This is a genomic window from Spirillospora sp. CA-108201 (assembly GCF_050936235.1).
GTDB lineage: Bacteria > Actinomycetota > Actinomycetes > Streptosporangiales > Streptosporangiaceae > Spirillospora.
Genome location: NZ_JBNJNE010000001.1, coordinates 470,259 through 496,373 on the forward strand (window position 1 = coordinate 470,259; position 26,115 = coordinate 496,373).

Here is a 26,115-nt window from a genome sequence, read left to right on the forward strand (position 1 = left end):
GACAAGCCCTATCCTCCCAGCTCGGAAGCACTTTTCTTGTCTAAACGGTCACTCCCGACCCACCGTCCGGTGAAAGCCCGAGGTTAGCTCACCACATGAACAGCTTGCACACACCGCAGCGCGCACTGATCGTCTTGGCCTGGACGGGCGCGCTCACCGCCGCGGCGGGCCCGGCCCTCGCCGACTCCCCCCACGCCTCACGGCCGCATGCCAAGACCCACGCCGCGTTGAAGGCGATCGTCGAGCAGGGCACGCCCGGTGTGATCGCCGAGGTGAAGGACGGCCATCGCACCTGGACCGGGACGGCCGGGGTCGCCGACCTCGACAGCGGACGCCCGCGCACCTCCAACGAGAGATTCCGCATCGCGAGCATGACCAAGCCCTTCACCGCCGCCGTGCTGCTGAAGCTGGAGGCCGCCGGGAAGCTGTCGCTCGACGACAGCGTCGAGCGATGGCTGCCCGGAGTGGTGCATGGCACGGGATACCACCCCGAAAAGATCACCGTGCGGCACCTGCTCAACCACACCAGCGGGATCTTCAACTACAACAACGACGAGGGCTTCCGCGCTCGGTACGCCGGTGACGAGTTCGACAAGAACCGCTACAACACAGTCGCCCCACGCGAGCTGGTGGACATCGCGCTCACCCACCCGGCGGTGTTTCAGCCTGGTGACCCGGGCCGCTGGGAGTACTCCGACACCAACTACATTCTGGCCGGGATGGTGATCGAGAGCGTCACCGGCAACAGCTACGAGGAAGAGGCCGGCAAGCAGATCATCAAGCCCCTCAAGCTGGAGGGCACCAGCGTGCCCGGCTCCTCACCCAAGGTGCCCCGCCCGCACGCCTTCCACTACTCAACGCTCTTCGAGGACGGACCGGACGCCAAGGTCAGAGATGCCACCGAGCTCAACCCCACCGTGGCCTGGTCTGCGGGACAGATCATCTCAACCGCCGGCGACGTGAACAGATTCATGTCCCTGCTCCTGCGCGGCAAAGTGCTGCCACGCCCACAGCAGCGGGCGATGTTCGACACGGTCCCCGTGGAGGGGGCGGATGGCCACGGCGGCCCCGACGACCGCTACGGCCTGGGCATCCGCAAGTTCAAGCTCAAGCAGGGATGCTGGGTCTGGGGCCACGGCGGCCTGCTCCCGGGATCGGCGTCCAGGACGGCGGCCACCGGTGACGGACGGCACGTGCTCACCATGAACCGCAACGGTGACTGGGGCGAGCAGAAACTGGAGGACGCCGTCGTCAAGGCCGAGTTCTGCGAAAGCTGACGAGAACGGCGGTCGCTCTCAGCCGCCTGGAAGCCCGGCGTACGAAGGCCAGAGACGCGAACGCGCCAACATGTCGGTTCTGCCAGCCTCCGGCGGCGCCTGTCGACGGCCTCCAGGCCACGCGCTGTTTCGAACTCGGCCGGCTGAGGTGGCCCAGGGCCGAGTGACGGCGGCGGGTGTTGTAGAAGGCCGGCCGGCTGATGTCGATCACGGTGCCCAGGAACATCCGCCGGCCCGCGACCGGCAGATAGGTGATGTCCCCGCACCAGTAGTACCTTTTTTGGGAGCATGTTCTTAGAAGCGAAGAAGGCGCCGCCCGCTTGAGGATCTCGTTCTCCAGCTCAAGTTGCCCGGCCTTTCGGCGCAGCTCGACCAGCTCTTTCTGCTCGCTGGCGCTCAGGCCGGCGAGGTGGCCTTCTTCGATGTCGGCCTGACGAATCCAGTTGCTCGGGCACGACCGGCCGATACCGAGACTTTTGGCCAGTGCGGTGACCGACTTGTCGCCGTTCCGGGCCGGGCTCGACGGCGCGACGCCGGAACCCGGGCGGGTGACGTGGTGGCACGCGACACTTCCTTCCCAAATTGATCAAGGTCGACTCAGATGAGGTGTCCGTGGAAACGGGGGAAGCTCACCGATATCGGATGGCGGGTGCCGCCTCGGGGCTGGTAGCAAGGGCGGGTGCCACATGATCACGATGACCGGGTGCTGGCGGTCGCGCTGTCGTCGGACGGGCGGTTCGGCGCGACCTCGTCGCGGTCCGGCGAGGTGCGGGTCTGGCAGCTCGGACCGGGTGCGTACTTGGCCGGCAGCCTCGTCGCGGCGATGATCCGCCCGCATGACGTACCCGTGCGCGACCTGCTGTTCCTCCCCGGCGAGCATCGCCTGGTCACTTCCCGCGAGGGCGTGGTCCAGGTGGGTGGTGGCGAGACCCTGATGTGGACGGAGACCGATCCGGTTCCCGGTGAGGCGCTGCGGCTCACCGAGGGCGGTCCCGTCACGTTCTCCGTGTTCCGGGGCGATATCGGCTGGCGGGCTCTGAGCAGCGGCGCACACGGGTGGCTGCGCGGTGGCCAGGACGAGTTCGAGGCGGTAGAGATCGCGCGGGACGGTGTGATCGTCGGCGCTGACGTCGACGGTCGCGTGCACGGCTGGGCTCGGCTCGATCCGGACCCGGTGGAGTACCACCGGCCGTACTGGACGTACACGGAGCGGGAGCCGTTCGCGCAGCGTCTGTTGCGGGTCTGCGATCGGGGGCGGCTCGTGGTGTCGCCGCGTCGCGGCCGGGTGGTGGTGCTGGACGCGCGGGACGGCGAGCAGGTCGCCGCCTTCGCGGTGCCTGCCCGTCCGACGGCGATCGCCGTCCGGGAGGACGAGCCGCTGGTGGTGATCGGTGACCGGGAGGGCGTGCTGTCGTGGTGGGACGCGCGCACTGGAGGACCACTGGGCCGCGTCCAGGCGCACCGGGACCGGATTCAGGCGCTGGCTGTCACCGCGTCCGGACTGGTCATGACCGGTTCACGGGACGGCACCGCCGCGCTGTGGCGGATGTCCGACCAGGCGCCACTGGCGCGTTTCGAGCCTGCTCCGGATCTTCGGCGGAAGGTCCCGTACGGTCGCGAGGACCCGTGGGAGTTGAGCGTGGTCGACGGAAGCCCCGACGGGCGATTGTGGCTGGTGGGAGGGCATGGCGGACAGGTGCACGCCCTGGAGTGGTCCGGCGGACGGCTGACCGCGCTCCGCATCGGGACCCCCGGCAGGATGGACCCGCCGACCGATCTGGACGGCCTCCTGGATGACCTGCGTGATCATCGGGGCGACCCGCGACCCGCGCTCGCCGCCGCCAGGGCCCTGATCGCGAACGCATACGAGCCGCTCGTCCTGACCGGGCTGATCGACCTGGTGATCCATGGGCGGACACCGGAGGTTCGGGAGGAGGCCGTGCTCGCGCTGGTCGAGGCGAACGAGGACGCTGCGGTCACCACGCTCTACCGGATGTTCGCGGCGCACGGCACCGATCCGGGCGGGATTGCCGGGCGGCTGCTGGGACGCCTCGCCGACCTGTCCGAGAACAGCGCCGCGACGGAGTTGGTCGAGTCGCTCGCCGGCTGCGGCAACCTGCTCGGCGTCCTGCTGGGCGAGGCACTGGCCGAGCGGGGTGCGGCGGCCTTCCCGGCGGTGCACGCCGCGCTCCGCAGCGCCAACGAACGGGCCGCGGAACAGGAGCCACGCGAGGCCGTCGCCGGATATCACCTCGCCTATGCGCTGCGCAGGATGGGGGAGATCGCGGCACCGGCCGTGCCGGCGCTCCTGGAAGCCCTGGAGGAGGACGACGACCAGAACACCCGGCACGGCGCGAAGATCGCGCTGCGGGCGATCGGACGTCCGGCCGTGGACGCGCTCGTGACGGAGATCCTGCGCCGTGCCGCCGAGCCCGATCCCGAGGAGTGGTACTACGGTGCTCTGCTGGACGTTCTGCGAGGAACGCCGCCGCCGTTGCTCGCCGCATCGTCACGGCTGGGGGAGGCGCTGGAGGCCGTCCGCCGTCATGGTGACGGCCACGAGCGTGCCCTGGCCGAACACGTGGTCGAGTGGTGCGCCGAAGGCGGGGAGCCGTAGCAGACCGGGCGTGGATCGCCCCCGATTTGCTATCGGCAAATCGGGCATCCGTGACGTCTCATCCCGTATTGCCTGTCGGCTCCCGCGTTGGCGACGCCCCGCCCCGGGGCCGCAGGACGCGAGCCGATGAATGTTCGCGATGTCAGGGTCCCTGTTCCTGTCTCGAGAGCGAGATCTCCGACTTGCGATCGGCCGCGTGCGCCTCGCGCTGGCCGGACGAGGAGCGCCCTCCCGTGCTAACGCACCGGACAGGCGGCGCTCAGTCCGTGCGCTGGAACGCGTCGATGCCCTTGCGCCAAGTGGTGTCGAGATCGGCGTCGGGCGGGAAGCGCTGGTTCAGCTCGAGGATGACCATGCCATGCGCGAAGCCCCAGATGGCCCGTGCGCGTTCTGGGTCACCGCCGGTGGCGTCGAGGAGCGGCATCGCGGCCGCCTCCTCAACTCCGGAGGTGAGCAGGTCGCGGCGCAGGGGCCGCTCGGTCATCAGCCGATACAGGTTCGGCTGGCGGCGCGCGAAGTCGCGGTAAGCGGCGGTGAGGGCGGCGATCGGGGCATCCGACTGATGGACGGCCTGCGCGAACAGTTCGGCCTGCTCCTCAAATCCGACCGAGATCAGCGCCGCCTCCAGCGCCTGTTTGTTGCGGAGGTGCTCGTAGATCGAGGAGGCGCGGATCTCGAGTTGGGCGGCGAGGCGACGCATCGACAGTGCATCCGGGCCCTCCCGCTCGAGGAGTTGCCGCGCGGCCTGCACGATCTCCCGGGCTCTCGGGGTGAGCCGGCTCAGTGCGTGGGAAACCATCCGTCCCGCCTTTCCAGGGCGTCCTAACGGTGTTAGGGTAACCACCCTAACACCGTTAGGGTGAAAGGTGACGTCGATGCCAGCTCATTCCCCCTCCACTCATGTCGAGACCGGCACCGCCTCCGTGCGGAGCAGGGACCGCGTCGCGCGGGCCCTGCTCATCCTCGCCGCCTGCGGCGCCGCCGCCGCGGTGGCCGGCGCAGTGGGTGCCGTCGCGGACGCGGGACCGGCCACACGGATGGTCGAGACCTGGCGCATGCTCGGCTTCGGTGTCTTCGCGGGCGTGTTCCTGCTGCTGGGCTACCGTCCCCGGCTCTATGCCGGGATCTGGGAGCTCGCCATCCTCGACAAGCTCGGCCTCACCCTGGCCGCCCTGGCCTTCGGCAGCGGGGCCGACGGCGCAGGCACGGTACTGATCGCCGACGGAGTGGTCACCCTCCTCCTCCTGGCCGCGTATGTGCTCAGCCGAGGCTGGACCGCCTGGTCGACAGCGAGGGCAGTGGCGTGATGCAGGGCGTCCATGACCGCCCGCCGAATGCCGCTCCTGACATGGCGACCGCGTCCGGCGACCCTCGTGTCCCGGTGCCCATCACGGGACGTTCCCGGCGTGGCCTCGAACCCGGTGAAGGTTGGTGGACACCAAAACCAGGTGTGTACTGCCCGGTCAGTACACACCTAGTGTCGCGTGAATGAAGTCTTTGGACGGTGCGGTGTGGCGTGTTCGAGGATTTCGTCAGCGGTCTTGGTCCAGGCGAAGGGCCGGCAGTGCTGGTTGTAGGCGTCGATATAGCGGCCGATGGCCGCGACCGGGTCGGGCACCGAGGTGAAGGTGCCGCGGCGGATGGCCTGGCGGGTGATGATGCCGAAGAAGATCTCGACCAGGTTCAGCCAGGAGCAGCCGGTCGGGGTGAAATGCAGTGTGATCCGCGGGTTGCGGGCCAGCCAGGCATTCACGCGGGGATGCTTGTGGGTGGCGTAGTTGTCGCAGACCACGTGCAGTTTCACTCGCGGGTGGGCCTTGGCGATGGTCTTGAGGAAGCGCAGGAACTCATCGCTGCGGTGCCGGTCATAGCAGGCGTCGGCGGTGATGCGTCCGGTGGCGACCTCAAGCGCGGCGAACAGTGTGGTGGTGCCGTGCCTGAGGTAGTCGTGGGTGCGGCGCTCGGCCAGGCCCGGTCGCACCGGCAGCATCGGCGCCGTCCGATCCAGTGCCTGGATCTGCGACTTCTCGTCCACACAGACCACCACCGCCTTCTCCGGTGGTGCCAGATACAGCCCGACCACGTCCCGGACCTTGGCCGCCGGTTCCGGATCGGTGGAGAACTTGAAGGTCTCGCTGCGCCAGGGCTGGATCTTCCACTTGCGCCACACCTTGGCCACCGCGCCGTTGGAGATGCCCAACTCGGCGGCCAGCAGCCGCGACGACCAGTGCGTCACGCCCAGCGCCTCGGGCGGGCCCTCCAGGGTGCGCACCACCACCTGCGCCTCGTCCACCACCGGCGGCCGGCCCGAACGCCGTCGGTCGTCCAACCCGCCAAGGCCGCCACTGCGATACCGGCCCCGCCAGGTCACCACCGTCTGCCGAGACACCTCCAGTCGCCGCGCGATCTCGGCGTTGGGTTCTCCCTCGGCCGCCAGCAGCACGATCCGGGCCCGTGTCACCAGGCCCGAAGGCATCGACGGGGAGCGCACCCAGGACCGCAGGACCTCGCGGTCGGCGTCTGGCACGGCAAGGGGCGCAGCAACAGGCATACGCCATTCAACCGCACACCCATCATCACCGTCCAAGTACTTCATTCACACGACACTAGGACGACGATGCGGTACTTCACGTGTTGCTCCTGTCAGTTCCGTTGCTCTCGGTGAGTTGAGCGGAACAGCGACCCGGTTGCTGACTGGAGTGACGTGTGACATGGATCTCAACGCGGCAGGAGCGCCGCCCCACGACGCTCGCGACACCGAGGCGGTCCAGATGCAGGCAGCCCTGAACAGGGTGATCTAACGCCGACACCGTCGACATCGACGTCATGACCCTTCATATGAAGAAGGAGAACTTGTTATCCGAAATTGGTAGCCGCGCCTTGCCGCCGGAAGCGGGCGATTGTGGCCTTGACGAGGACGCTGGGGTTGCGCAGACCGCGCAGGAGTCGACTGTGGCTACGGTTGCCCGGGGCGAGGGTCTGCCGGCCGGCGGTTGTTTGGCCGGGGGTGAGGATGCCGACTCCGGTGCTGTCGTGGCTGCCACCGGCCGGGGGAGAGGCTGTTGGCGGCTGCGCCCGAAGCGGTTCATTGCAGCGCCTTTGCTGCGCTGGCCGCGGTCGGCGCCGGTCACCACCGGGTGATGAGGGGTGCGTCGGGTTCGTGGTGTTGCCAGGTCTCGGTGAGGCGAATGAGGCGGGTGGGGGCGGCGATGCCGCGCACGGTTGCGATCTTGCCGCCGGTGAGGTCGAACGTCACGGCGCCGATGACCTGGGAGCCGAGCACGAAGAGGATGGCGGGGGCGCCGTTGACGAGCGCGTAGTGGATGGCGGGCGCGCCGCCGGCGAGGCGCCGCTTCGCGGGTGTGGATTTGAAGCCGGCTCGTGCGACGGCGGCGATGCCCTGTGCGGTGCTGTACTGCAGCAGCTTCTCGGTCAGGCCGGCGCCGTCGGAGATCGCGGTCGCGTCGTCGGTGAGCAGCGCCACCAGCCGTTCGGTGCGACCGGAGGAGGCGGCGGTGAGAAACTCTTTGACGATCCTGCGGGCGGACGCGGGATCGGCCTCGCCGCCGCGGCGGCGCTCCGCGGCGACGCGTTGCCGGGCCCGGTGGAGGTGCTGCTGGCTCGCGGACTCGGTGATGCCGAGGATCTCGGCGATCTCGGCGTGGCTGTAGGAGAACGCTTCGCGCAGGAGGTAGACGGCCCGCTCCAGGGGTGCCAGGCGCTCCATGAGCGTCAGCACGGCTAGGGAGACCGATTCGCGCTGCTCGGCGGTGTCGGCCGGGCCGAGCATCGGGTCGCCGTCCAGGAGCGGTTCGGGAAGCCAGGCGCCGGCGGTGCGTTCGCGGCGAGCCTGCGCCGAGCGGAGCCGGTCGAGGCACAGGTTGGTGACGACCTTGGTCAGCCATGCTTCGGGCACCTTGATCCGCTGCCGATCGGCGGCCTGCCAGTGGAGGAAGGCGTCCTGTACGGCGTCTTCAGCGTCGGTGGCGGAGCCCAGCAGCCGGTAGGCCAGTGAGGCCAGCCGGTTCCGGCTGGCCTCGAACCGGCTGGTGTCGAACCGATCGGTGGCGGTGTTGTCCACGCGGAGCACTCTATGAGGCGGCTACGCGACCGCCTTCCCGGCGGACGCCATCCGGCGCGACGGCGGCGGCCTTCTCCGCGGTCGCTTCCGGCGAGTCGGCCAGGCGGTGCTGGCGCTTGGGCAGGCCGAAGGTCGGGTGCGAGGTGGCCCACAAAGCTCCCCATTGAATGCCCGCCTTGATCCGCACGGCCTTCCGGCCGCCCATGTACTTCGGCTTCGCCTGCGCCGCATCGTCGATCAGGTGCAGGATCCCGTCCCGCCGTCCGAGGCTGATGGCGTTGTACTGGTAGACCAGCTTGGTGTGCGCGACCTTGCGGCCGGTCAGGCGCCCAACCATCGCCTCGATGGCCTGCTTGGCGGTGTAGCCGGCCGAACCGCAGTTCATCGGCAGCGGACGGTCGTTGTCGCCGATGACGTGGACGCTGTCGCCGATGGCGTAGATGTTGGGGTGCGAGACCGACCGCATGGTGCGGTCGACGACGATCTGGCCGCTGTCGGTGACCTCCAGCCCGGCGGCGGCGGCGATGGGGCTGACGGCGAACCCGGCCGTCCACACAGTCGCGTCGCAGGCCAGGGCGGTGCCGTCGGCGCACAGCAGCCGCGTCGCTTCGACGGCTTCGACGCTGGTGTGCTCCAGGACGGTGATGCCCAGCCGCTCGCAGGCCTGGCGCAGGTGATCGCGGGCTCCGGCGGAGAGCCGGGCGCCCAGCTCGCCGCGGGCGACCAGCGCCATCGACAGGCCGGGTCGGGATTCGGCGATCTCGGTGACGGTCTCGATGCCCGTCAGCCCGTCGCCGACGACCAGCACCCTCCCGCCCTTGCCCCGCCGGGCCAGGCCCTCCAGGCTGTCCAGCCGCCTGCGCAGGCGCAGGGCCGAGGGCCGGCCAGCGACGTTGAAGGCGTGCTCGGCCACGCCTGGCACGCTTCGGTCGGCGACGCGGCTGCCGAGCGCGTACAGGAGCGTGTGGTAGCCGAGTTCGCCGCCGCCGTCGGCGTCGGCCACGACGACGACCTCGCGCTCGGGGTCGACGGCGGTGACGCGGGCTATGCGTAGCCGTATCCCCGTGCCCGCGAAGACGTCGGCGAGCTTCGGAGCCTCGATGTCCCGGCCGGCCGCGAGCCGGTTCAGCCGCTGCCGCTGAACGAAGTCCGGCACAGCGTTGACCACGGTGATTTCGGTGTCCTTCGGGGACAGCCGACGGGCCAGGTTCCCCGCGGCAAAGGCCCCGGCATAGCCGGCGCCGAGGACGACGATGCGGTGCTTCATGCGTTTCTCCTGTCGGTTCGCTCGCTCTTGGTGAATTGAGCGGAACAGCGTCCCGATTGCTGACGGGAACTGCATGTGGCATGGGTCACGCAGCGGCTGGAGGCGCCGACTCGGTGATGAGCTCCTGCCGAGACCAGGGCCGGATCGGTGTCCAGTGGCCTGCGGGCTTCCTCTTCCACCGTGCATGATGCGAGGTACTCGTTCCGTGCGGCCTGGCCCTGGTCGCACCCCGCTGCGGTGTCTTCTGCCGAATTCTGGCCCCCCGGGCGGAGCACCGGGTTTCGGCCCGCTGGTTCAACCGTCCTTCCCCGATGAGCGGGCCAGGTCGCTGGGCGGCATGCCGCGAACCCGTTTGAATGCGTTGCTGAAGGCGAAGCCGTCGGCGTAGCCGACCTTGCGGGCCACCGAGGCGACGGTCGCGCCCGGCATGCGGAGCAGGTCGGCGGCCAAGGTCATGCGCCACTCGGTGAGGTAGACCAGGGGAGGTTGCCCGACCAGCATGGCGAAACGCCGGGCGAACACCGCCCGGGACATCCCCGCCTCGGCGCCCAGAGCCGCGACCGTCCAGGGATGTGCGGGGCGTTCGTGCATCTGGCGCAGGGCCCGCCCGATCCGCGGGTCTGCCAGGGCCCGATAACCAGGTGGCGGCTCGGCGTCGGGCCGGGCGAACCATGAGCGCAGCGCCCGGACCAGGAGCAGGTCCAGGAGCCGGTCGAGAATGACCTGCTGGCCGGGTTCCTCGCGGTCGATCTCGAGGGCGAGCATGTCCAGCAGGGGCGTGAACTCCGGCTCGGCCGGGATGACGGCCACCTCGGGCAGGGCTTTGAGCAGACGTTCGGAGACGTCGCCCCGCAGAGGGTACTCGGCGGTGACGAACAGGTCGGAGCCGTCGGCGGTGGTCCAGCACCGATCCGAGCCGTCGATCACCACCTCGGGTGGCGTGCCGGGCCGGTCGGCGACGGTGAACGGCCGCAGTCCGCGGACCAGGACCACACCACGCTCCCGTACCTGGATGGGTGCTGTTCCGTCGCGGACGATCCAGGACTGGCCACGAAGCATCGCGCCCAGCGCCAGCGGCGCGGGATCGCCGAACCGCACCGCCCAGGGAGGCTCGGCGACCGACCGGCAAAAGACCGCCCCCTGCGCTCGTACGCCTGCGAGATAGTCCTCCAGCAGATCCATGATGAGACGATCTCACATGCGAACGAGATGGATGGCCATGGTTCGTCTCGTGCGCATCTGATGTGCTGGCGCCATGTCCTTCTCATCCATTCTCGTACTTGGCGCTCGGGGCAAGACCGGCCGCCGTGTCGTTGAACGACTCGACAAGCTTGGCCGCCCCCTCCGGGCGGCCTCCCGTTCCGGCGGGACCAGATTCGACTTCGCCGACCGTGACACCTGGGCCCCTGCCCTGGCCGGTGCGGGCGCGATCTACCTCAACCCGATGAGCGAGTCCGTGCCGGCCGCCATCGTGGGGGACTTCATGGCGGCCGCGGCACAGGCCGGCGTCCGCCGGGTGGTGCTGCTGTCGGCGCGCGGCCCGGGCGGTGCGGCGGATCCATACCAGGAGCCTGCCGAGCTCGCCCTGCGCGCGACCGGCATGGAGTGGACGATCCTGCGGCCGGCCTGGTTCGCGCAGAACTTCAGCGAAGACCTGTTCCTGGAGCCGATCATGTCCGGAGAACTGGCGCTACCGACCGGCGAGGGTCGGGAGGCGTTCATCGACGCCGACGACATCGCCGACGCGGCGACCGCCGCGCTCACCCGCGACGGCCACGCGGGACAGATCTATGAGCTGTCCGGCCCCGAACCGCTGTCCTTCCGCACCGCGGTCGAGATGATCGCCGAGGCCGCCGGGCGCCGAATCCGCTACACACCCCTTGAACCTTCGCAGTTCACCGCTGCGCTGGCGGCCCAAGGCACACCGAAGCCGGCGGCGGACCTGGTGACCGAGTTGCTGGGCCGGATCCGCAATGGTGCCGGTGACCGCGTCAGCGACGGCGTACGACGCGCCCTCGGCCACGAGCCGCGGTCCTTCGCCGACTATGTCAAAACAGCCGCCGCCGCGGGCTCGTGGAGTGGCTGACCCGGTAGGAGCCAGGCCAGCGGTGCACAGACTGCCACACCCACCCAACGACCCCGCCTCTGACCAGAGGTATCGGTAAGAAACGTGTCACGACCCCAAACGAGCGGATGGGGTGCTCGGCTGCTGCGACGCGGGTGGGCGTACACCTGATGGGCTGGCGCCCGCCCGGTCGCGGGCAGTGCCGAAGGCGAGAGTGACGCTCTGTTCTACAGCGTGAGCCGCCTGGCCGCACTGTTGGGCGAGGCCGCATGCAAGTGCTCCGGGGAGCGCTGCAGGCGCCGGCCATGAGCGTGTGCGACGAGCGGCGTGTAGTACTTCTCGCCGTACTCGTCCTGGTCCACTCGCCACCGCCGCCAGGCGGTCCTCGTCTCGAACTGGTCGGCGCGAACCTCACCGCGGGAACGGCGACCCCGCCCGGGGCGGCGATCTCGATCTGATCGAGGCACGGCGTGAGGCCACAGGCGTGGGCTTCTGTCTCCAGCAGGACGGCCGCGGCCGCCGGGTCTGGTCGCTACGGACCGGACCCGGCGACCACGGCCGCGGTGTAGGGAACAGGCGGCGTCAGGCCGCCGGGTGTTGCACGAGGACGGCGAGGATGAGGAGGAGGAGGAAACCTGATATCGCCACAGAGATGAACGTGGCGATACGGATGCCCCCCTCGACCTTCTTCAAGACGTCGCTCCGGTTCTGGGCGCGCTCGTACCACAGGTAGTAGAGGCGGTCGGACCTGCGACTCCAGTAGGCGAGGTTCATGACACACGCAAACACCCACAGGACCCCGTGCGCGCCGGTTTCCAGGCGGCTGTCGTACTGCCAGGACTGCACATCCCAGAGCAGCAGCACCGCCAGTGCGAGCATGTAAGCGACCTGGGCGAGACAGGCCCTCACGGTCCTGAAGAGCGGCGACCGCGTGATCGAATTCATGGTCGACTCCAGTTTCTGTCGGTTGGTCACGTCCGGTCGGTGACTGGCCGGACGTCGTTCGCCGGGAACCGTCCGCGACGTGTTCGCACCGACCACCGACGTCCACCCCGAATCGAGTTGTTCAAGAGCCCGTGTGTGCGCGGTAAGTAAAAGTTCTCCAAGAGATCACCAGCATGCGGGGTGAAGCGCCCTGGGGTAGTTCAGAGCTCTGATACGGAGCCGCTCTGCCCTGTTCCGCCGCGGATCGCCGCCTCGGCACCCCGCCATCCACCGCCTTGCCGGGCTGAGGCCCGGCCCGACCGAGCTGCTGACCGGAGGGACCTGTCGCACTGGGGCAGGGCTCACCATCGACGGCGGTGACCAGTTCGACCGCAACTCGATCCCTCCTGGCCGTCCTCGCTCCCACACCCTCCGAGTTCGGAGCCCCAGCCTGGAGCCGGGCTGTAGAGATTGATGGGGCTATGGATTCGATCCTGCGAGCGACTTGCGGCAGTGGAAACGTTCCTGGGGAAGCGGCGGCAGCGTGTTTCATCTCGCATCGTCCACCGCACCAGCATTGACACGTTCGCGAGCGACGTTTATCTTGACGGCGACTAGATAGAGGTGAGTTATGCCGACACTGCCGTGGGTCGGACCGGGCGGGACGAAGTCCGAGGTGCTGGTGATGGCCTCTCGTCTGGAGGTGCGCAGGTTGCGCGAGGTGCCGGGCTTTTTCCTGGCCTCAGTAGCTCTGTGGCGCCAGGCGCGCCGATCATCAGGTGTGCATGGGCTCGGCCTGAAGGCCGAGCTTCTCAAGCGCACCTTCTGGACCGTCTCGGCGTGGAGTGACAAGAAGGCGCTCTACGCGTACGCCCGGGCTGAACCACACCACTCCACCATGCGCCGCCTGCGCTCGGTTACGCACGAGTCCACTTTCGTGTTCTGGACTGCGGAACCCGGCGAACTCCCCATCACCTGGACCGAGGTCAAGCGTCGCATCGCTGACCAACGCGCCGCCGAAGCCCTCAACGAGGCAGAACCCATCAGTGATGGTTCCCCCCGTAGCACGGACAGTTTGATGTTGCCCCCGTTTGACGGGCGCGGATGTTGAGAGAGGTAGGGTTCGGCGATCTTGTGAAGGAGATCGTTTTCGTGCCCAAGCCTTACCCGCCGGAGTTTCGTCGGCGTGCCCTGGAGCTGCTGGAGTCGGGACGATCGGTGCGGGACGTGGCCGCGGCGCTGGGCATCGCGGAGTCGTGCTTGCACCGCTGGAAACGGCGGGACCTGATAGAGCGTGGCCTGAGGCAGCTCAGCCCCGCAGAGGCCGAGTCCGCTGCCCTGGCCCAGGCCCAGGCACGGATCGCCGAGCTGGAGAACGAGGTCAAGATCCTGCGGAAGGCCGCCGCGGCGGTCGAGCAGGTGGTGCCCCCAAAAGCCCGGTTCGCCCTGGTAGCCGAGCTGGCCGTTGAGGGCGTCCCGGTCAAGCAGGCATGTCTTGCGCTCGGAGTGTCCCGGTCGGGCTTCTACGACGCCCGCATCCGACCCCCCTCGGCGCGCGCCATCCGTCAAGCATGGCTGACCGACCAGATCACTGCCATCCACCAGGCATCACGACAGACCTATGGATCGCCCCGAGTGCGCGCCGAGCTCGTCCAGGGCCAGGGCGTGGCCGTCTCGCGCAAGACGGTGGCGGTGCTGATGCAGCGGGCCGGCCTGGCAGGGCTGCCCCTGCGGCGTCGCGCCAAGCGGGTCCCCGCCGCGGCAACGGTCACCGACCTGGTGAAACGCGACTTCCGCCGCGATGGCCCAAACCAGCTGTGGGTTACCGACATCACCGAGCACCCCACCCGCGAGGGCAAGCTCTACTGCTGCGTGGTCCTGGACGCCTACTCCCGCCGAGTGGTCGGCTGGGCCATCGATTCACGGCAACGAGCCGACCTGGCCACCTCCGCTCTCGGCATGGCCATCGACTCCCGCGGCACCGCCGGACAGATCCCTGACACGATCATCCATGCAGATCACGGCACCCAGTTCACCTCGTGGACCTTCACCGAACGCGCACGCCGAGCCGGACTCCTACCCTCCCTGGGCACCGTCGGCGACCCCTACGACAACGCCGTGGCCGAATCGTTCTGGGCACGCATGCAAACCGAGCTACTCGACCGGCGACGCTGGCGGACCCGCGTCGAGCTCGCCGACGCGATCTTCGAATACATCGAAGGGTTCTACAACCGCCGCCGACGACACTCCGCCCTGGATTACATGAGCCCGATACAGTTCGAAAGCACCCACCCGCTGAACCTGATCTCCTGACCAGCGAGTCCGTGAAACCGGGGCAACATCAAGGTGTCCGTGAAACCGGGGGAAGCTCAGTGCGAGTGGATTACCTCCACGGACCGAGCACGTCCTGGCCGGGCTAGCTGATGAGCCCCGCCCCGGCCGTCCGCCCTCGATCCTGCTGGACTAGGTCCAGCAAGTGGTCACGCTCACTCTGGAGCAGACTCCGTCGGGTGCGACGCCCTGGTCCAAGGCCTTGAGGGCCGGGCGCACCGGGCTGCCCCGTTCGACGATCGGGCGGATCTGGCGCCGGTCCGATCTCAAGCCGCACCGGGCCGACGCATTCAAGATCTCCACCGACCGGCTGTTGGTGGAGAAGGTGGTGGGCGTGGTCGGGCTCTACCACCATCCGCCCGAGTGGACCGTGGTGCTGTGCGTGGACGAGAAGTCGCAGATGCAGGCCCTCGACAGGTCTCAGCTGGTGCTGCCGTTGATGCCGGGCGCGCCGAGCGGCGCACCCACGACTACGCCCGGCACGGACCACCAGCCTGTTCGCCACCTTCAACATCGCCGACGGCACCGTCATCACCGACCTGCACCGCCGGAATCGCGCGGCCGAGTCCAAAAAGTTCCTGGCCGCGATCGACAAGGCCGTGCCCGCCGAGTTGGAGGTGCACCTGGTCTGCGAGAACCTGGCCACCCACAAAACACCGCTCGTCCATCAACGGCCGGCCCGCCACCCCGCTTTCACGTGCACTTCACCCCGTCATTCTGGCTCAACCAGGTCGAACGCTGGTTCGCCTACCTCACCGCCCAGCTCACCGAACGCGGCGTCCACAAAAGCGTCCAAGCCCTCGAAGCCGACGTCCGCGCCTGGGGCCAGCAATGGAACACCAACCCCAAACCGTTCGTCTTGACCAAGACCGCCGAAGAGATCCTCGACTCCCTCGCCAGATATCTTCAACGGATTTCAGACGCAGAACGCTAGAGGTAATTTCCGGCATCCTGCCCCTCATCGGGCACGATTAACCAGCGGCGTGACCTGCGTGCTCCGCCGGGTCGGCCATACCGATCCGGCACCGAATTGGCACGCGCTCCGCCGCGATATGAACCACGCCGGGCCCTGACACGTCACCGACCGCCGCCCCTGCCGCCCGCGGTGGTGAAGGACGGAGGTCCACGGAACGGTGCGGTTCGCCGGGGCGGTTGGCGCCGCTCTCGCCGGAGGAACTCCGGTGATCTGGCCGTTGGGTGTGCGGGGTGTCCATCGCATCGCCAAGAACGGCCGCGGATCGGGGCGCTCGCTGCTCTGCCGTCGAGAGCGACCCCACCTGAGCACCTGCCGAATATCCTTTGACGGACCAAGCCCCAGGCCCGGTCCGCGCCTCAGTAGGGAACCCAGCCGGGCATTGACGACCGCCGCCGCACAGATGAGGCGTCGCAGACGGCCCAAGCCTGGACCGTCATCCTCGCTAACCGCAACCGGGGCCGGAAGGCACCGTCATCAATCATCCGGGGCCGGAACGCTCTCGCCTGGCTGTGTCGGCGGTCAGGCCCACGAAACCCCCCGGCAACGGGCCTCCCCCTGGGCGACCATGGCTGGAAACGCGCCGCGACGCGAACTGGAGTGGTTCCGAACACCGACGCCCACAGACCCCCGTCTATTGACAAGTCCCCAGGTCAAGGGCAGATCACAAGAACACAAACCGTCCTCCCAGGCTTGGCGGCTTGACGGCTCTTCCGGCGCGAGCATATATGAGATTCTCAGAAATGCCACCGTTTGCACTCAAGTTGTCACTGTCCGTGGAAGGCCTCGGGCTGGACTCTGAACCGTGGGGAGCGGCGAACCTAGGCTGCAGGGCGCTCTCGGCTCCGCACTCCCCATCTGCCAGCCCTGAGCCATGCCGAAGGTGAGGGGGACCGGCAACTCGCGGCTTCCGCTGCACCGCTCACATCAACGAGCGCGGTGGCGTCCAGTTCTGGTCCCGGCGTCTCAGGCGCCTCAACGACGCGTTCCCCGAGATCGTCCTCGCCGTATGCGAGGTGTTCCCGCCCAGCACCGTCGTGGACGGGGAGATCGTCCGCTGGGGGTGCGACGGCCGGCTGGAATTCGCGGCGCTGCAACGCCGCCACGTCGAACGCCGCCGGCGGAACCGGCCCTCGCTGAGCCCTGCCATCAAGAGGACGAGGCACGTCCTGGCGTCCATTCCTCGATCATCTGAGTGAAGGCACCGAGCATCACAAGGCGATCAAGTTGCGGCAGCCTCGGAAGCTTCCGCGCGATCTCACCGGGGTTCAGATGGCGCAACTCTGGCGGGCCGCGTGCGACTGCGGGATCGTTTCTTGACCGGGCTTCTGGCCGCGACCGGTATGCGGATCGGCGAGGCCCTCAACCTTCGGCGCGAGGATAGCGAACGCCGCCGCCCGGCTGATCAAGGGTCGAGCCCGCCGCAACGCCAACGACGCCCGCGTCAAGACCAGCGAACGCGAGATGCCGGTCGCGGGTGAGCTGATCAGGCTCTACACCGACCACCTCGTGGAGGAATACGGGGAACTCGACTCCGACTACGTGTTCGTCGATCTGCGGGGCGGCGAGCGCAGGGCGGTACGCTACGGCGGCGTTTCGGATCGGGTCACAGCTCTCGCTCTCTGCTCCTCCGTGCCGACTCGCCACGTCTCCGTTCGTGCCGTGAAATGTCCGGAAAGCAGGTGGGGCCGGCTTCGCATGGCGAAGCCGGCCCCAGGTCGAGTCGTCCGCGGAGAGCGGGCGACTGGCGGTCGGACTGCCTGCCGGCGTTGGCGAGGATGGTGTCGTGGTCCTGGCCCTGCCGGTGGAGGCGGGCGTACTCGTGCGGCGCCACACCTGCGGCGTCGGCGCTCAGGAGAACGTTGTGGTCGACGCCGGCCTTGCGGCCGACGTTGTAGCCGAGCAGGAAGTCGTCGGCGTGGCCGTGCTCCTTCGCGGCCTCCCAGACCTCCTCGGCCTCCTGGGCCGTGGCCACCTCTCGCACGGCGACGAAGCCCCACAGCGTCCACGGGTCCGTCCGCGTCTGCGAGGCCACGAACTCCTCGTGCTTGACGTCGGGGCACTGCCGACGGAGGCAGTTGTACCACGCCTTGTTCACGCCACCGCTGACACGCGCCATCTCCGCGTACTGCGGATCGGTGAGGTCGGCGAGATTGTTGCTGCCATTGTTCATGGCATTTCTCCTTCGAGGATATCGTTTGCTGCCTTCGTAGACGATCATTTGTGATCGCCCACCCCTTAGACCGTTCCACCTTGATGCTCAACGGCAAGCGGCCTTGGCAGCCGGTGAGCACGCCCCTAACCTGCCGCGTGGTGTCAGGGTAGGGGCGCCTTGATCTTCCTGTTCTTGGTGTGGACGTAGTTCGGGCCGTCCTCGTCGCCATGCTCGTAGGACCAGATCCACACCGGGAATCCGCCCGTCATGGCCTGCGCCAGCGGCCGGGCAGGCCGCGCCGTGCATCTTACGGACGACGATTTCGATGCCGCGACCTTTTTGGGCCTTCATGACGAGCCACTTCGTACGTCTCCGCCCTCGGGTGTCAATAGGGGTGCGGCCTCAAACGTGACGGGAGAGGGCAATGAAGGCCGTCCGGGGACCGCACGGCACCGGGCCTAGATCGTTGATGGGGGTTTGCTGAACCGGCGGCGGACATGACGAAGGGCGCCCATGATCCGTGTGTGAAGACAAACCTGGACGCCCTTCTGACCGCACTCTATGTCCGTCTGGGCGACCATGTCCTGCCATCGGCGGAGCGGCCGCGGCGACGAGGGCCGCAGCGGGTGCTCAACGATGCCGAGCTGGTGTGCGTCGCCGTGGCCCAGGTGCTGCTCGGGTGCGATTCGGAGCGGCGGTGGCTGCGGACGGCGCCGGGCAGGGTCGGGCATCTGTTCCCGCGGTTGCCCGGCCAGTCGGAGTACAACCGGCACCTGCGCGATGCGGCGCCCGCTCTGTTCGCTGCCGCGATGTGGCTGGTGCGGCGGGTTCCGTCCTGGCAGGAGCGGCTGCGGCTGATGGACGGCACCCCGGTGCGCTGCGGCGCCTCGCGCACCACCGTGCACCGCTCGGGCCTGGGCGAGATCGCCGGCTACGGCATGGACAAGTCCCACCACGCCCTCTACTGGGGCGCCAAGCTGATGCTGATCACCACCGCAGAGGGCGCGGTGTGCTCCTTCAGCCTGGCCCACCCCCAAGAGCTGGACGAGCGGCTGCAGGCGATCCACCTGCTGCACGTCCAGCCGCCCGCACCCGGCCCATGCCCGATCGTGTGCGACAAGGGCTTCGCCGGGGCCGGGTTCGCCTGGGCCGGTCGCGGACTCAGTCTTCCCGGTTTCGCTGTCCGGGGTGTTGGCCTTGCTGGAGCAGATCGCGCAGGAGCTCCTCGTCACCGGGGTCCAGTGTGCTGACGAATCGTCGCAGTGCCGACGCGCGATTGTGCTCCTCGCGCAGCAGGCGGCTCATCTTGAAGGCGGTCAGGCCGGCCGCGTCCGCCACCGCTTCGTAGCGGAAGGCCCGGCCGTGGCGGCGCCGGGTGGCGACCCCTTTCGTGTGCAGCCGGTTCAGGGTCGTCACCACCGTGCTGTAGGACAGGGTTGCCTCGGAGCCCAGGGCCTTCAGTACGTCGCCGGTGGTCAGGGGCCGGTCGGCCTCGGTCAGGACGTTGATGATCTGCGTTTCCAGCTGCCCCGCGCGCCGGCGTGCGGCCGGCCGGTCGGGCTCGGGCGGCCGGTTCGGGGTCACCCTGACCACTTTAGCCGCCGCCCAGGGCCGGCGGTCTTGAGCAGGGTGCGACACTGGAGCGTCGCCGAGGGTCTGGATTGAGGGTGTTTGATCATTTTGTCTGGTCGGTGATCGTCGTGCCGGTGGCGGTCGTCGCCGTCGCGGCGGTGGTGGCCGACCGGTCGGCTCCCCAGACGGGGGCGACTGTGTTGGCCTGGTCGGCCATGGCGGTCGCGCTGGCCAGCGCGGCGAACCTGGGACTGTTCACGGTCAAGGCCGTGGCGCAGATCCCGTCCGTGGCCGACCATCTGGGGTGGTCGTATCGGACGGTGATCGATGACACCGCGCACGTGTCGTGGGCTCCCTGGGCGTCGGCGGTGTTGCTCGCCGGTGCGGTGGTCGGTGCCGCAAGGGTGTGGCGCAGGCACCGCCGCGGGCAGGGCGTCGCCGCGGAAATGGACGGTGTCCCCGATGATCAGCAGGTGGTCTTGGTCGAGAGCGACGCCGTCGACGCTTTCGCGGTCCCGGGGGGAACCGGCCGGGTCGTGGTGACCACCGCGATGCGTTCGGCGTTGGACACCGAGCAGTTCGAGGCACTGGTGGCGCACGAGCGGGCGCATCTGGACGCGGGGCATCCGCGGCTGATCCTGATCGCCGAACTCGCGGGTTCGCTGCATCCGGCACTGCGTTGGGTGGCGGCGCGGGTCTCGTTCCTGATCGAGAGGGCGGCCGACGAGCAGGCCGCACGCGCTGTGGGAGACCGTCGGACGGTCGCCACGGCCATCGGCGCCGCGGCGCTTGCCGCGGCGCGACATCCGGCGAGTTCCGCGCCGGTCCGCATCCCCTTCGCGGCCAGGCGCGGCGGGGCGATCCCGCGGCGGGTGGGGGAGTTGCTGGCCCCGCAGCAGATCAGGGGGCGGACCTGGGGGTGGGTCTGGGGAGCCGGGCCGGTGCTGCTGGCGGCCAGCTCGGTCGTCTGGAGCGGGGAGGCGCTTTACGACCTGGTGGAACTGCTGCGGTCGGCCCGCCTGCCCGGCCGCTGAGCCGCTCACGGCGCCCTCTTCCGCTGCCGTTCACGGGTGATCAGCCGGCCGTCACGTGGGTCGGCGGCGCCTCGGTGAGGGTGCCGTTGTCGAGAAGATGCACCGCGTCGGTGTAGGCGTCCAGCAGTCGACGTTGATGGCTGACCAGCAGCAGCGCCATGGCCCGCTCGCCGCGCAGGCGGGCGAGCAGTTCCATGATGTCGATGGCGGTGGCGGCGTCGAGTGCGGAGGTGATCTCGTCGCAGAGCAGGAAGTCGGGGGAGGCCGCCAGGGCGCGCGCGATGGAGACACGCTGGCGTTGGCCGCCCGACAGCTGCTCGGGGTAGCGGTCCGCCGTGTCGGCGGGTAGCCCGACCTGGGTGAGCAGATCGGCCACACGGGCGTCCATGTCCGTTCTGTCGGCCATGCCCAGACGGGCAAGTGGCCTGGCCAGCGCCGAACCCACGGTCCGTGCGGGATTCAGCGCGTCCAGCGGGTTCTGCGGGACGAGTTGGATGCGCCGTTGCGCCGGGCGGGGCCGCCGCCGCACGCCCAGGGGCAGGGAGGCGCCGTCGAGTGTCAGTGAGCCGCTTGTCACCGGTTGCAGACCGGCCAGCACGCGCAGCAGGGTGGTCTTCCCCGAACCGGAGGGACCCGCCAGGCCGATGGCCGACGCCGGCGGCAACGTGAAATCCACCGCGTCCAGCGGCTGCTGGCGAGACCCCCGGCCGGCGAAGACGACACCGACCCGGTGAGCGGTCAGTCCACGGATCTCCGGCCGGCGGGACGGCGAGCACGGTGGCGGCGCGGCCCTGCGGCGGTTGCGGGGCGCCGGCCCGTCGCCGCCGGTGAGATGGCCGGTCAGGGTGGTGGTGGAGTGGGCGCAGCGGTCGACGAGTTCGGGATCGTGGCAGGCCATGATGATGGCCAGGTCACGTTCGCTCGCCAGGCGCCGCAGGAGGGCGGCGATGTCGTCGCGCAATGCGGCGTCGAGCCCAGCGGTGGGCTCGTCGAGCAGGAGCAGTTCGGGTTCGCGGGCCAGAGCACGGGCGAGGGCGACGCGGCGCTGCTGGCCGCCGGAGATGGAAGTGGGCCGGCGGTCGGGCAGCCCGCCGGCGATCGGCAGGAGGCATTCGGCGAGCAGATCCAGAGCCGCCCCGCGGTCACGCCCGGTGGCGGTCTCGGCGATCAGGCGCCGGATCTTCATGCGGGGGTTCAACGCCGACCCGGGGTCCTGGCCGACGTAGCCGACGCGATGGCGGCGCAACCGGCGCAGTTCGGCGGGGTCGAGGGTGAGGACGTCGTGCCCGAGCACCGTCAGGCTGCCATGGGCCACTCGCGCCCCGGGCGGCAGATGGCCCAGCAGCGCGCGCAGCAAGGTGGTCTTGCCGGAGCCGGACGCGCCGGTCAGCGCGGTGATCTTTCCCGGTTGGACGGTCAGGCTCGTCCTGGGCAGCAGAACGCTTCCACCGGGCATGCAGACCTCAAGGTCGGTGCACGTCACTACCGGGCTGTCTGCCATGGGGGTCCTCACGGGTGGGCTCATCTGGTGGTTGCGTCGCGGGGCGCCGTCCGCGGAGGGCGGCGAGGGCCCGGCGTGATGTTCGGGTGGCGAGGGACTCGGAGGCGAGGTTGACGCTGATGGCCAGGGCCGCGATGGCCAGGCTCGGTGCGATGACGGCCCACGGGTTGAGCATGATGCCGCTGGAGTTCTCCCGGATCATCAGCGCCCAGTCGGCGGCCGGGGGCTGGGGGCCGATCTGCAAGAAGCCCGCCATGGAGATGACGTAGACGGCCTCGACGAAACGCAGCCCGAACAGAGCCAGCAGAGTCGAGCGCAGGTTGGGCACCAGTTCGCGCAGCGTCACGTACGGCAGCCCTTCGCCGCGTGCCAGGGCCGCCTCTACATAACCCGCCGTGGCCAGTGGCGCGGCCGCGCCCGACACCACGCGTGTGGTGTAGGGGACGCCCAGGACGATGGCGGCGGCGATCACGGCGATTCGGCCGCCGCCCGGCCAGGCCAGGGCGATCAGCATGATGCCCAGGACCGGCGGGAGCAGGATCGCCATGTCGGCGCCGCGTTCGACGATACGTCTGGCGGCCGGGCTCAGCGCGGCCAGGCAGCCCAGCACGGTGGCCGCGGCCATCACGACCAGGGCCACCGCCAGGGCGCTGGCGATCAGGACCACGCCGCCGTGCAGCAGCCGGCTCAGCACGTCCCGGCCGAGCACGTCGCCGCCGAGCGGAGCGTTCGCGCCGGGCGGCGCGTAAGGGATGGCGACGGGAGCGTCAAGGGGATGACGCGCCAGAACGGGCCCGGCAAGGGCGACCACGACCAGAAGCAGCGCGGGGCCCAGACGCCACCACACGCCGACCCGGCCCCGTCTGCGGATGCCGCCCCTGACCGGGGAACCGGCTCGGGCGCCGACCGGGCCGACGTGCGGGGCATCGGTCCGCGCGGTTTCGCCGGAGGACGCGGGGTCGTTCATGCCGGCCTCCCCAGAAGGCCGGCGCGGACGAGGTCGGCGGCCAGCAGCACCGTGCTGATGACGGCGCCGGCGCAGGCGACCACGCCCGCGATCAACGGGGTGTCCCGGTCGGCGACCGCTCCGGCGAGCAGCGTGCCGATCCCCGGATAGTTGAACAGGGTCTCCACGACCACCGCGCCGCCCAGAAGCATGCCGGTGGAGGTCGCGATCCCGGCGGCGATGGCCGGGGCCGCTCCCGGCAGCGCGTGCCGCAGCACCACCCGGTGGACGGGCAACCCGTCCAGAAGGGCCGCCTCGACGTGCGGTGCGGTGGCCTGGTCGGCCAGAGCTCCGCGCACGATGCGGGTGTTCCAGCCGGTCTGCGGGATCACCAGCGCCAGCGTCGGCATGATCAGCATGGTCCATGACGAGGGAGCGCCGTCGGCTCCGGTCACGGTGACGGCGGGCAGCCACCCGGTCCACAGCGACAGCACGAGCAGCAGCACGACCGCCACCACGAACTCCGGCAGCGCGAACGCGGAGGTCGCCGCGTGCCCGATGAGGCGGTCGCTCCAGCGGCCGGGGCGCGCGGCGGCCCAGCAGCCCAGCACCAACGACGCGGCCACAGTGAAGGCGAAGGCGCTCATCCCCAGCACCAGGGTGTTGGGGAAGGGGTCGGCGAGCAGCTCCGTGACGGGCCGCCCCTGCGCCGAGGTGCCCAGATCACCCGTGGGCAGCGCGGTCATCCAATCGACGAAGCGCTCCCACACCGGCCGGTCCAGGCCGAGCAGATGCCGCCGGGCCGCCAGGTCGGCGGCGCTCTCGCCGCGCTCGGCGGTGGCGGTGGCCGCGTCGCCGGGCAGCAGTTCCACGGCCGCGAACAGCAGGGCCAGCAACGCGGCGAGTATCGCCGCGCGGCGAACGATCACCACCGCCGCCCGAGCGATGGGGCTCAGGCGAGCCATACGTCTTCCAGTTGGACGCGGCCGTATCCGGGGAGCCTGGGAAGGTCGTTGACCTTGGAGTGGGCCAGATCGATACCGTCGGCCATGCCCCACAGCAGGTAGCCCGACCGGTCGTGCTGGATCTGCTGGACATCGTGCAACGCGGTGGTGCGGGCCGCCGGGTCGGCGGTGGCCAGGACCTTGCGGTAGGCGGCGTCGAAGGACTTGTCGGACCAGCCCGCCTCGTTCTGCCCCGCGCCGGTCACCATGGTCTTGGAAGCGTAGAAGATCATCGAGTCGTTGGTGCCCCAGTAGGTGGTGTAGAGCTCGCCCTTGAGCCAGGTCTTGTCGTAGAAGGCACCGGACTCCTGCTTGACCACCTTGATCTTGACCCCCGCCTCCTGGGCCTGCGAGGCGAACAGGGTCGCCGACTCGGCCAGCCCGGAAATGTCCTCGGTGGTGACCAGCTCGTAGGTCCGGTTCAGATCGAAGCCGGCGTCGGCCAGCAGCCGCTTCGCCTTGGCCAGGTCGCGGGCGCGCTGAGGGATGTCGGCCGCCAGGGCGGGGTCGGCGGTGCCCATGACGTCGTTGGCGACCTTTCCGTATCCCGACAGCACCTGGCGGACCATCGCCCCCCTGTCGACGATCAGGCGCATCGCCTCCCGCACCCGCACGTCCGCGAACGGCCCGTCGGCGGTGCGCATGACGATGGGCATCGCCATGTCATTGGGGCGGCGCAGCACCCGCAGATCCCTGCGGGAACCGGCGGTACGGGCGGCGATCGCCCCCACGTTGGAAGCCACGTCGATCTGCCCGGCGAGCACGGCGTTGGCCATGGCCTGCGGCGTCTCGAACATGCTCACCTCGATCGCGTCCAGGAGCACCTGGCCGCCGTGCCATCTGTCGTTGCGCACCAGGCGGGCGTTGCCGCCCCGGAACCACTCCAGCTTGAACGGCCCGGTTCCCGGTGCCGTCGCCACGTCCTTGTCGGCGGTGCCCTTCTTCATCACGAAGGTCGCGAACCGGGTCAGCAGGGGAAGTTCGGCGTTGGGGTAATCGGACTTGAGCACCAACGTGCGGGCATTCTCGGCGGTGATGCCTTCGGCCGTGATGCCCGGCAGCCGGGACGGGCCTGCCGGGGTGGCGCGCAGGCGGCGCAGCGACCACACCACGTCGTCGGCGGTGACGGGGGCGCCATCGTGGAAGACGGCGTCCTCGGGCAGGGTGAAACGCCAGGTCTTCAGGTCCTTCGAGGCCTTCCACGACGACGCCAGCCGACCCGCGGTGACCTTGCCCGCGCCGGGAGCGGTGAGCGTGTCGTAGACCAGAGAGATGATCAGGTAGTCGCTCTCGTTGCCCTGGTTTCCATGCGGGTCCCGGGTGATGGCGTTGGCGCGGCCCAGCGCGCCGATCCGCAGCGTGCCGCCCTTCTTCGGCTTGGCGCCCGCACCGGCCGACCGCTCGCCGGCGCCGCCAGAGCACGCTGCCAGCGCTGCGGCCGTCGCAAGCGCCCCGCCTGCACCCAGTACTTGACGCCTGTTCATGTTCACGTTGTCTCGCTCCACCACACGCAGGGATTGACAGGTGCGTTCCAGACCGAGGCCGGATCCGCGAAGCGGCCGCGGTTCGGCGCGTGCGAGGTGCCGACGCTTCGCCGAAGAACCAGAGGGACTCACCTCACCCCGAACCGGACTGGAAGTTAGGTGAGCCTATGCTAACTTCTATTGCGTTGTAAAAGGAACCTGTTCCCGTCCACTGTTGCCGTCGTCATCAGCCCGCGCCGTTCATGGCGCCCCTCTCCCCATGACCGTCGATGCCGCGCCATTCAACGACGCTTGCCGACGCCGCTGCCCGACCGGTCTTTGGCCCGTGTCAGCGCGGCATCGTCCCGCGACGACCATGTGCACCGCTCTCCGGCCCCCGGAACGGATTCTCATCGCCATGAGCACCTCAGTCCTGCCTGCCCGCATGCTTGAGCCCGCGGCCGTCCGCGACCTGAACCGGTCCGCCGAGCAGATCCCGGCCGAGGTCGGTACGGCTCGGCCCTCGCCCCTGCTGTTCGAGCCCGCCGGTTACCGCCGTCTCGCTCATGAGCTGACCGAGGCGTTCGGCGGCGGAATCGACGTACTGATCGGTGCAGTCGGCACCGGAGGCGCGCTGTGCGGAACCGCACGCGAACTGCGCAGGACCATTCCGCACCTGATCACCTGCGGGGTCGAGCCGGATGGGTCGACCGCCTTCGGGGGCCCCGCCCACGCCTATTACCAGTCGGGGACTGGAACTCCGCAGGGCGCGCAGATCGGTGCCCTGGTCGATTTCGACCCCATCGACCAGGGGGTCAAGGCGGGCGACATCGAGGCGTTCGCGACCTGCCGCGCCGTGGCCCGAACCGGGCTCCTCGTCGGGGGCTCGGCCGGGGGGTGATCCA

At 69.5% G+C, this 26,115-nt stretch carries 22 protein-coding genes and 2 pseudogenes; 12 read left to right on the forward strand and 12 right to left on the reverse strand.

The genetic code is table 11. The annotated features are described in order from the left end of the window. The first annotated feature begins 95 nt into the window (after positions 1 to 95). Together ACQEU6_RS02290 and ACQEU6_RS02295 are read left to right on the forward strand one after the other, a co-directional pair. Positions 96 to 1,277 carry a serine hydrolase domain-containing protein gene (locus tag ACQEU6_RS02290; RefSeq protein ID WP_499328904.1) on the forward strand — a complete coding sequence of 394 codons (1,182 nt, stop codon included), beginning with the start codon at positions 96 to 98 and terminating at the stop codon, positions 1,275 to 1,277. Positions 1,278 to 1,956: 679 nt separating this feature from the next. Beyond that, positions 1,957 to 3,894 (forward strand): WD40 repeat domain-containing protein, encoded by a 1,938-nt coding sequence (locus ACQEU6_RS02295; protein ID WP_499328905.1) that lies wholly within the window; start codon positions 1,957 to 1,959, stop codon positions 3,892 to 3,894. A gap of 259 nt (positions 3,895 to 4,153) precedes the next feature. On the opposite strand, the gene ACQEU6_RS02300 is transcribed toward ACQEU6_RS02295, so the two are convergent. Then, complete coding sequence (locus ACQEU6_RS02300) at positions 4,154 to 4,693, reverse strand: TetR/AcrR family transcriptional regulator (RefSeq protein ID WP_499328906.1); 540 nt, start codon at positions 4,691 to 4,693, stop codon at positions 4,154 to 4,156. A gap of 76 nt (positions 4,694 to 4,769) precedes the next feature. Here ACQEU6_RS02300 and ACQEU6_RS02305 point away from each other — a divergent pair, with 76 nt between their 5' ends. After that, on the forward strand, positions 4,770 to 5,201 hold the full coding sequence (locus ACQEU6_RS02305) for a hypothetical protein (RefSeq protein ID WP_499328907.1): 432 nt from the start codon (positions 4,770 to 4,772) through the stop codon (positions 5,199 to 5,201). A gap of 167 nt (positions 5,202 to 5,368) precedes the next feature. Here the strand turns inward: ACQEU6_RS02305 and ACQEU6_RS02310 are convergent, their stop codons facing one another. The 4 genes from ACQEU6_RS02310 to ACQEU6_RS02325 all read right to left on the reverse strand — a co-directional run bounded on the left by ACQEU6_RS02310 (position 5,369) and on the right by ACQEU6_RS02325 (position 10,424). Beyond that, a complete protein-coding gene (locus ACQEU6_RS02310) occupies positions 5,369 to 6,445 on the reverse strand; it encodes an IS630 family transposase (protein WP_499340076.1) in 1,077 nt (358 codons plus the stop codon). Positions 6,446 to 7,021: 576 nt separating this feature from the next. Next, positions 7,022 to 7,975: a sigma-70 family RNA polymerase sigma factor gene (locus ACQEU6_RS02315; RefSeq protein WP_499328908.1), complete on the reverse strand. Its 954-nt coding sequence runs from the start codon at positions 7,973 to 7,975 to the stop codon at positions 7,022 to 7,024. Between the two features lie 10 nt (positions 7,976 to 7,985). Then, positions 7,986 to 9,242: an NAD(P)/FAD-dependent oxidoreductase gene (locus tag ACQEU6_RS02320; RefSeq protein WP_499328909.1), complete on the reverse strand. Its 1,257-nt coding sequence runs from the start codon at positions 9,240 to 9,242 to the stop codon at positions 7,986 to 7,988. A 294-nt stretch (positions 9,243 to 9,536) separates the two neighbouring features. Beyond that, positions 9,537 to 10,424 (reverse strand): AraC family transcriptional regulator, encoded by an 888-nt coding sequence (locus ACQEU6_RS02325; RefSeq protein WP_499328910.1) that lies wholly within the window; start codon positions 10,422 to 10,424, stop codon positions 9,537 to 9,539. 73 nt (positions 10,425 to 10,497) lie between these two features. Between ACQEU6_RS02325 and ACQEU6_RS02330 the strand changes: the two genes are divergently transcribed. Both ACQEU6_RS02330 and ACQEU6_RS02335 read left to right on the forward strand, forming a co-directional pair. Beyond that, positions 10,498 to 11,328: an NAD(P)H-binding protein gene (locus ACQEU6_RS02330; RefSeq protein WP_499328911.1), complete on the forward strand. Its 831-nt coding sequence runs from the start codon at positions 10,498 to 10,500 to the stop codon at positions 11,326 to 11,328. 248 nt (positions 11,329 to 11,576) lie between these two features. Then, a complete protein-coding gene (locus tag ACQEU6_RS02335; RefSeq protein ID WP_499328912.1) occupies positions 11,577 to 11,765 on the forward strand; it encodes a hypothetical protein in 189 nt (62 codons plus the stop codon). Positions 11,766 to 11,889: 124 nt separating this feature from the next. On the opposite strand, the gene ACQEU6_RS02340 is transcribed toward ACQEU6_RS02335, so the two are convergent. Beyond that, positions 11,890 to 12,252, reverse strand: coding sequence for a hypothetical protein (locus tag ACQEU6_RS02340; RefSeq protein ID WP_499328913.1), 363 nt, complete (start codon positions 12,250 to 12,252; stop codon positions 11,890 to 11,892). Positions 12,253 to 12,862: 610 nt separating this feature from the next. On the opposite strand from ACQEU6_RS02340, the gene ACQEU6_RS02345 reads away from it, so the two are divergent. The 4 genes and pseudogenes from ACQEU6_RS02345 to ACQEU6_RS02360 form a co-directional block, all read left to right on the forward strand. Further along, positions 12,863 to 13,342: a hypothetical protein gene (locus ACQEU6_RS02345; protein WP_499328914.1), complete on the forward strand. Its 480-nt coding sequence runs from the start codon at positions 12,863 to 12,865 to the stop codon at positions 13,340 to 13,342. Between the two features lie 41 nt (positions 13,343 to 13,383). Beyond that, positions 13,384 to 14,544 (forward strand): IS3 family transposase, encoded by a 1,161-nt coding sequence (locus ACQEU6_RS02350; RefSeq protein ID WP_499340077.1) that lies wholly within the window; start codon positions 13,384 to 13,386, stop codon positions 14,542 to 14,544. Positions 14,545 to 14,707: 163 nt separating this feature from the next. After that, positions 14,708 to 15,496: a transposase gene (locus tag ACQEU6_RS02355; protein WP_499328915.1), complete on the forward strand. Its 789-nt coding sequence runs from the start codon at positions 14,708 to 14,710 to the stop codon at positions 15,494 to 15,496. 956 nt (positions 15,497 to 16,452) lie between these two features. Next, positions 16,453 to 16,734 (forward strand): annotated as a pseudogene (locus ACQEU6_RS02360) (ATP-dependent DNA ligase); the annotation flags it as partial. 407 nt (positions 16,735 to 17,141) lie between these two features. On the opposite strand, the gene ACQEU6_RS02365 reads toward ACQEU6_RS02360, so the two are convergent. Continuing rightward, entirely contained in the window at positions 17,142 to 17,708 is a 567-nt protein-coding gene (locus tag ACQEU6_RS02365) for a hypothetical protein (protein WP_499328916.1), read from the reverse strand. 506 nt (positions 17,709 to 18,214) lie between these two features. Between ACQEU6_RS02365 and ACQEU6_RS02370 the strand changes: the two are divergent. Further along, positions 18,215 to 18,841 (forward strand): annotated as a pseudogene (locus ACQEU6_RS02370) (IS982 family transposase); the annotation flags it as partial. 10 nt (positions 18,842 to 18,851) lie between these two features. On the opposite strand, the gene ACQEU6_RS02375 reads toward ACQEU6_RS02370, so the two are convergent. Continuing rightward, on the reverse strand, positions 18,852 to 19,274 hold the full coding sequence (locus tag ACQEU6_RS02375) for a BlaI/MecI/CopY family transcriptional regulator (protein ID WP_499328917.1): 423 nt from the start codon (positions 19,272 to 19,274) through the stop codon (positions 18,852 to 18,854). Between the two features lie 122 nt (positions 19,275 to 19,396). Here ACQEU6_RS02375 and ACQEU6_RS02380 point away from each other — a divergent pair, with 122 nt between their 5' ends. After that, positions 19,397 to 20,296 (forward strand): M56 family metallopeptidase, encoded by a 900-nt coding sequence (locus tag ACQEU6_RS02380; protein ID WP_499328918.1) that lies wholly within the window; start codon positions 19,397 to 19,399, stop codon positions 20,294 to 20,296. Between the two features lie 40 nt (positions 20,297 to 20,336). Here the strand turns inward: ACQEU6_RS02380 and ACQEU6_RS02385 are convergent, their stop codons facing one another. From ACQEU6_RS02385 to ACQEU6_RS02400, 4 genes are read right to left on the reverse strand one after another with little or no spacing between them, the layout of a single operon-like run. Beyond that, a complete protein-coding gene (locus tag ACQEU6_RS02385) occupies positions 20,337 to 21,821 on the reverse strand; it encodes an ABC transporter ATP-binding protein (RefSeq protein WP_499328919.1) in 1,485 nt (494 codons plus the stop codon). Further along, positions 21,760 to 22,764 (reverse strand): ABC transporter permease, encoded by a 1,005-nt coding sequence (locus tag ACQEU6_RS02390; protein WP_499328920.1) that lies wholly within the window; start codon positions 22,762 to 22,764, stop codon positions 21,760 to 21,762. The genes ACQEU6_RS02385 and ACQEU6_RS02390 overlap by 62 nt, the downstream gene beginning before the upstream one ends. Further along, positions 22,761 to 23,708, reverse strand: a complete 948-nt coding sequence (locus ACQEU6_RS02395) for an ABC transporter permease (protein WP_499328921.1) — start codon at positions 23,706 to 23,708, stop codon at positions 22,761 to 22,763. Before ACQEU6_RS02395 ends, ACQEU6_RS02390 begins: the two co-directional genes overlap by 4 nt. Then, positions 23,696 to 25,231, reverse strand: a complete 1,536-nt coding sequence (locus ACQEU6_RS02400; RefSeq protein WP_499340078.1) for an ABC transporter substrate-binding protein — start codon at positions 25,229 to 25,231, stop codon at positions 23,696 to 23,698. The genes ACQEU6_RS02395 and ACQEU6_RS02400 overlap by 13 nt, the downstream gene beginning before the upstream one ends. Positions 25,232 to 25,628: 397 nt before the next feature. Here ACQEU6_RS02400 and ACQEU6_RS02405 point away from each other — a divergent pair, with 397 nt between their 5' ends. Beyond that, on the forward strand, positions 25,629 to 26,111 hold the full coding sequence (locus tag ACQEU6_RS02405) for a pyridoxal-phosphate dependent enzyme (RefSeq protein WP_499328922.1): 483 nt from the start codon (positions 25,629 to 25,631) through the stop codon (positions 26,109 to 26,111). Positions 26,112 to 26,115 lie beyond the last annotated feature (4 nt).

Excerpts from the sequence above, each read along its gene's own strand:
- ACQEU6_RS02290 (WP_499328904.1), top strand. The coding sequence starts at position 96 with ATGAACAGCTTGCACACACCGCAGCGCGCACTGATCGTCTTGGCCTGG.
- ACQEU6_RS02300 (WP_499328906.1), bottom strand. The coding sequence starts at position 4,693 with ATGGTTTCCCACGCACTGAGCCGGCTCACCCCGAGAGCCCGGGAGATC.
- ACQEU6_RS02305 (WP_499328907.1), top strand. The coding sequence starts at position 4,770 with ATGCCAGCTCATTCCCCCTCCACTCATGTCGAGACCGGCACCGCCTCC.
- ACQEU6_RS02310 (WP_499340076.1), bottom strand. The coding sequence starts at position 6,445 with ATGCCTGTTGCTGCGCCCCTTGCCGTGCCAGACGCCGACCGCGAGGTC.
- ACQEU6_RS02320 (WP_499328909.1), bottom strand. The coding sequence starts at position 9,242 with ATGAAGCACCGCATCGTCGTCCTCGGCGCCGGCTATGCCGGGGCCTTT.
- ACQEU6_RS02325 (WP_499328910.1), bottom strand. The coding sequence starts at position 10,424 with ATGGATCTGCTGGAGGACTATCTCGCAGGCGTACGAGCGCAGGGGGCG.
- ACQEU6_RS02330 (WP_499328911.1), top strand. The coding sequence starts at position 10,498 with ATGTCCTTCTCATCCATTCTCGTACTTGGCGCTCGGGGCAAGACCGGC.
- ACQEU6_RS02335 (WP_499328912.1), top strand. The coding sequence starts at position 11,577 with ATGCAAGTGCTCCGGGGAGCGCTGCAGGCGCCGGCCATGAGCGTGTGC.
- ACQEU6_RS02340 (WP_499328913.1), bottom strand. The coding sequence starts at position 12,252 with ATGAATTCGATCACGCGGTCGCCGCTCTTCAGGACCGTGAGGGCCTGT.
- ACQEU6_RS02345 (WP_499328914.1), top strand. The coding sequence starts at position 12,863 with ATGCCGACACTGCCGTGGGTCGGACCGGGCGGGACGAAGTCCGAGGTG.
- ACQEU6_RS02365 (WP_499328916.1), bottom strand. The coding sequence starts at position 17,708 with ATGAACAATGGCAGCAACAATCTCGCCGACCTCACCGATCCGCAGTAC.
- ACQEU6_RS02385 (WP_499328919.1), bottom strand. The coding sequence starts at position 21,821 with ATGAGCCCACCCGTGAGGACCCCCATGGCAGACAGCCCGGTAGTGACG.
- ACQEU6_RS02390 (WP_499328920.1), bottom strand. The coding sequence starts at position 22,764 with ATGAACGACCCCGCGTCCTCCGGCGAAACCGCGCGGACCGATGCCCCG.
- ACQEU6_RS02395 (WP_499328921.1), bottom strand. The coding sequence starts at position 23,708 with ATGGCTCGCCTGAGCCCCATCGCTCGGGCGGCGGTGGTGATCGTTCGC.
- ACQEU6_RS02400 (WP_499340078.1), bottom strand. The coding sequence starts at position 25,231 with ATGAACAGGCGTCAAGTACTGGGTGCAGGCGGGGCGCTTGCGACGGCC.
- ACQEU6_RS02405 (WP_499328922.1), top strand. The coding sequence starts at position 25,629 with ATGAGCACCTCAGTCCTGCCTGCCCGCATGCTTGAGCCCGCGGCCGTC.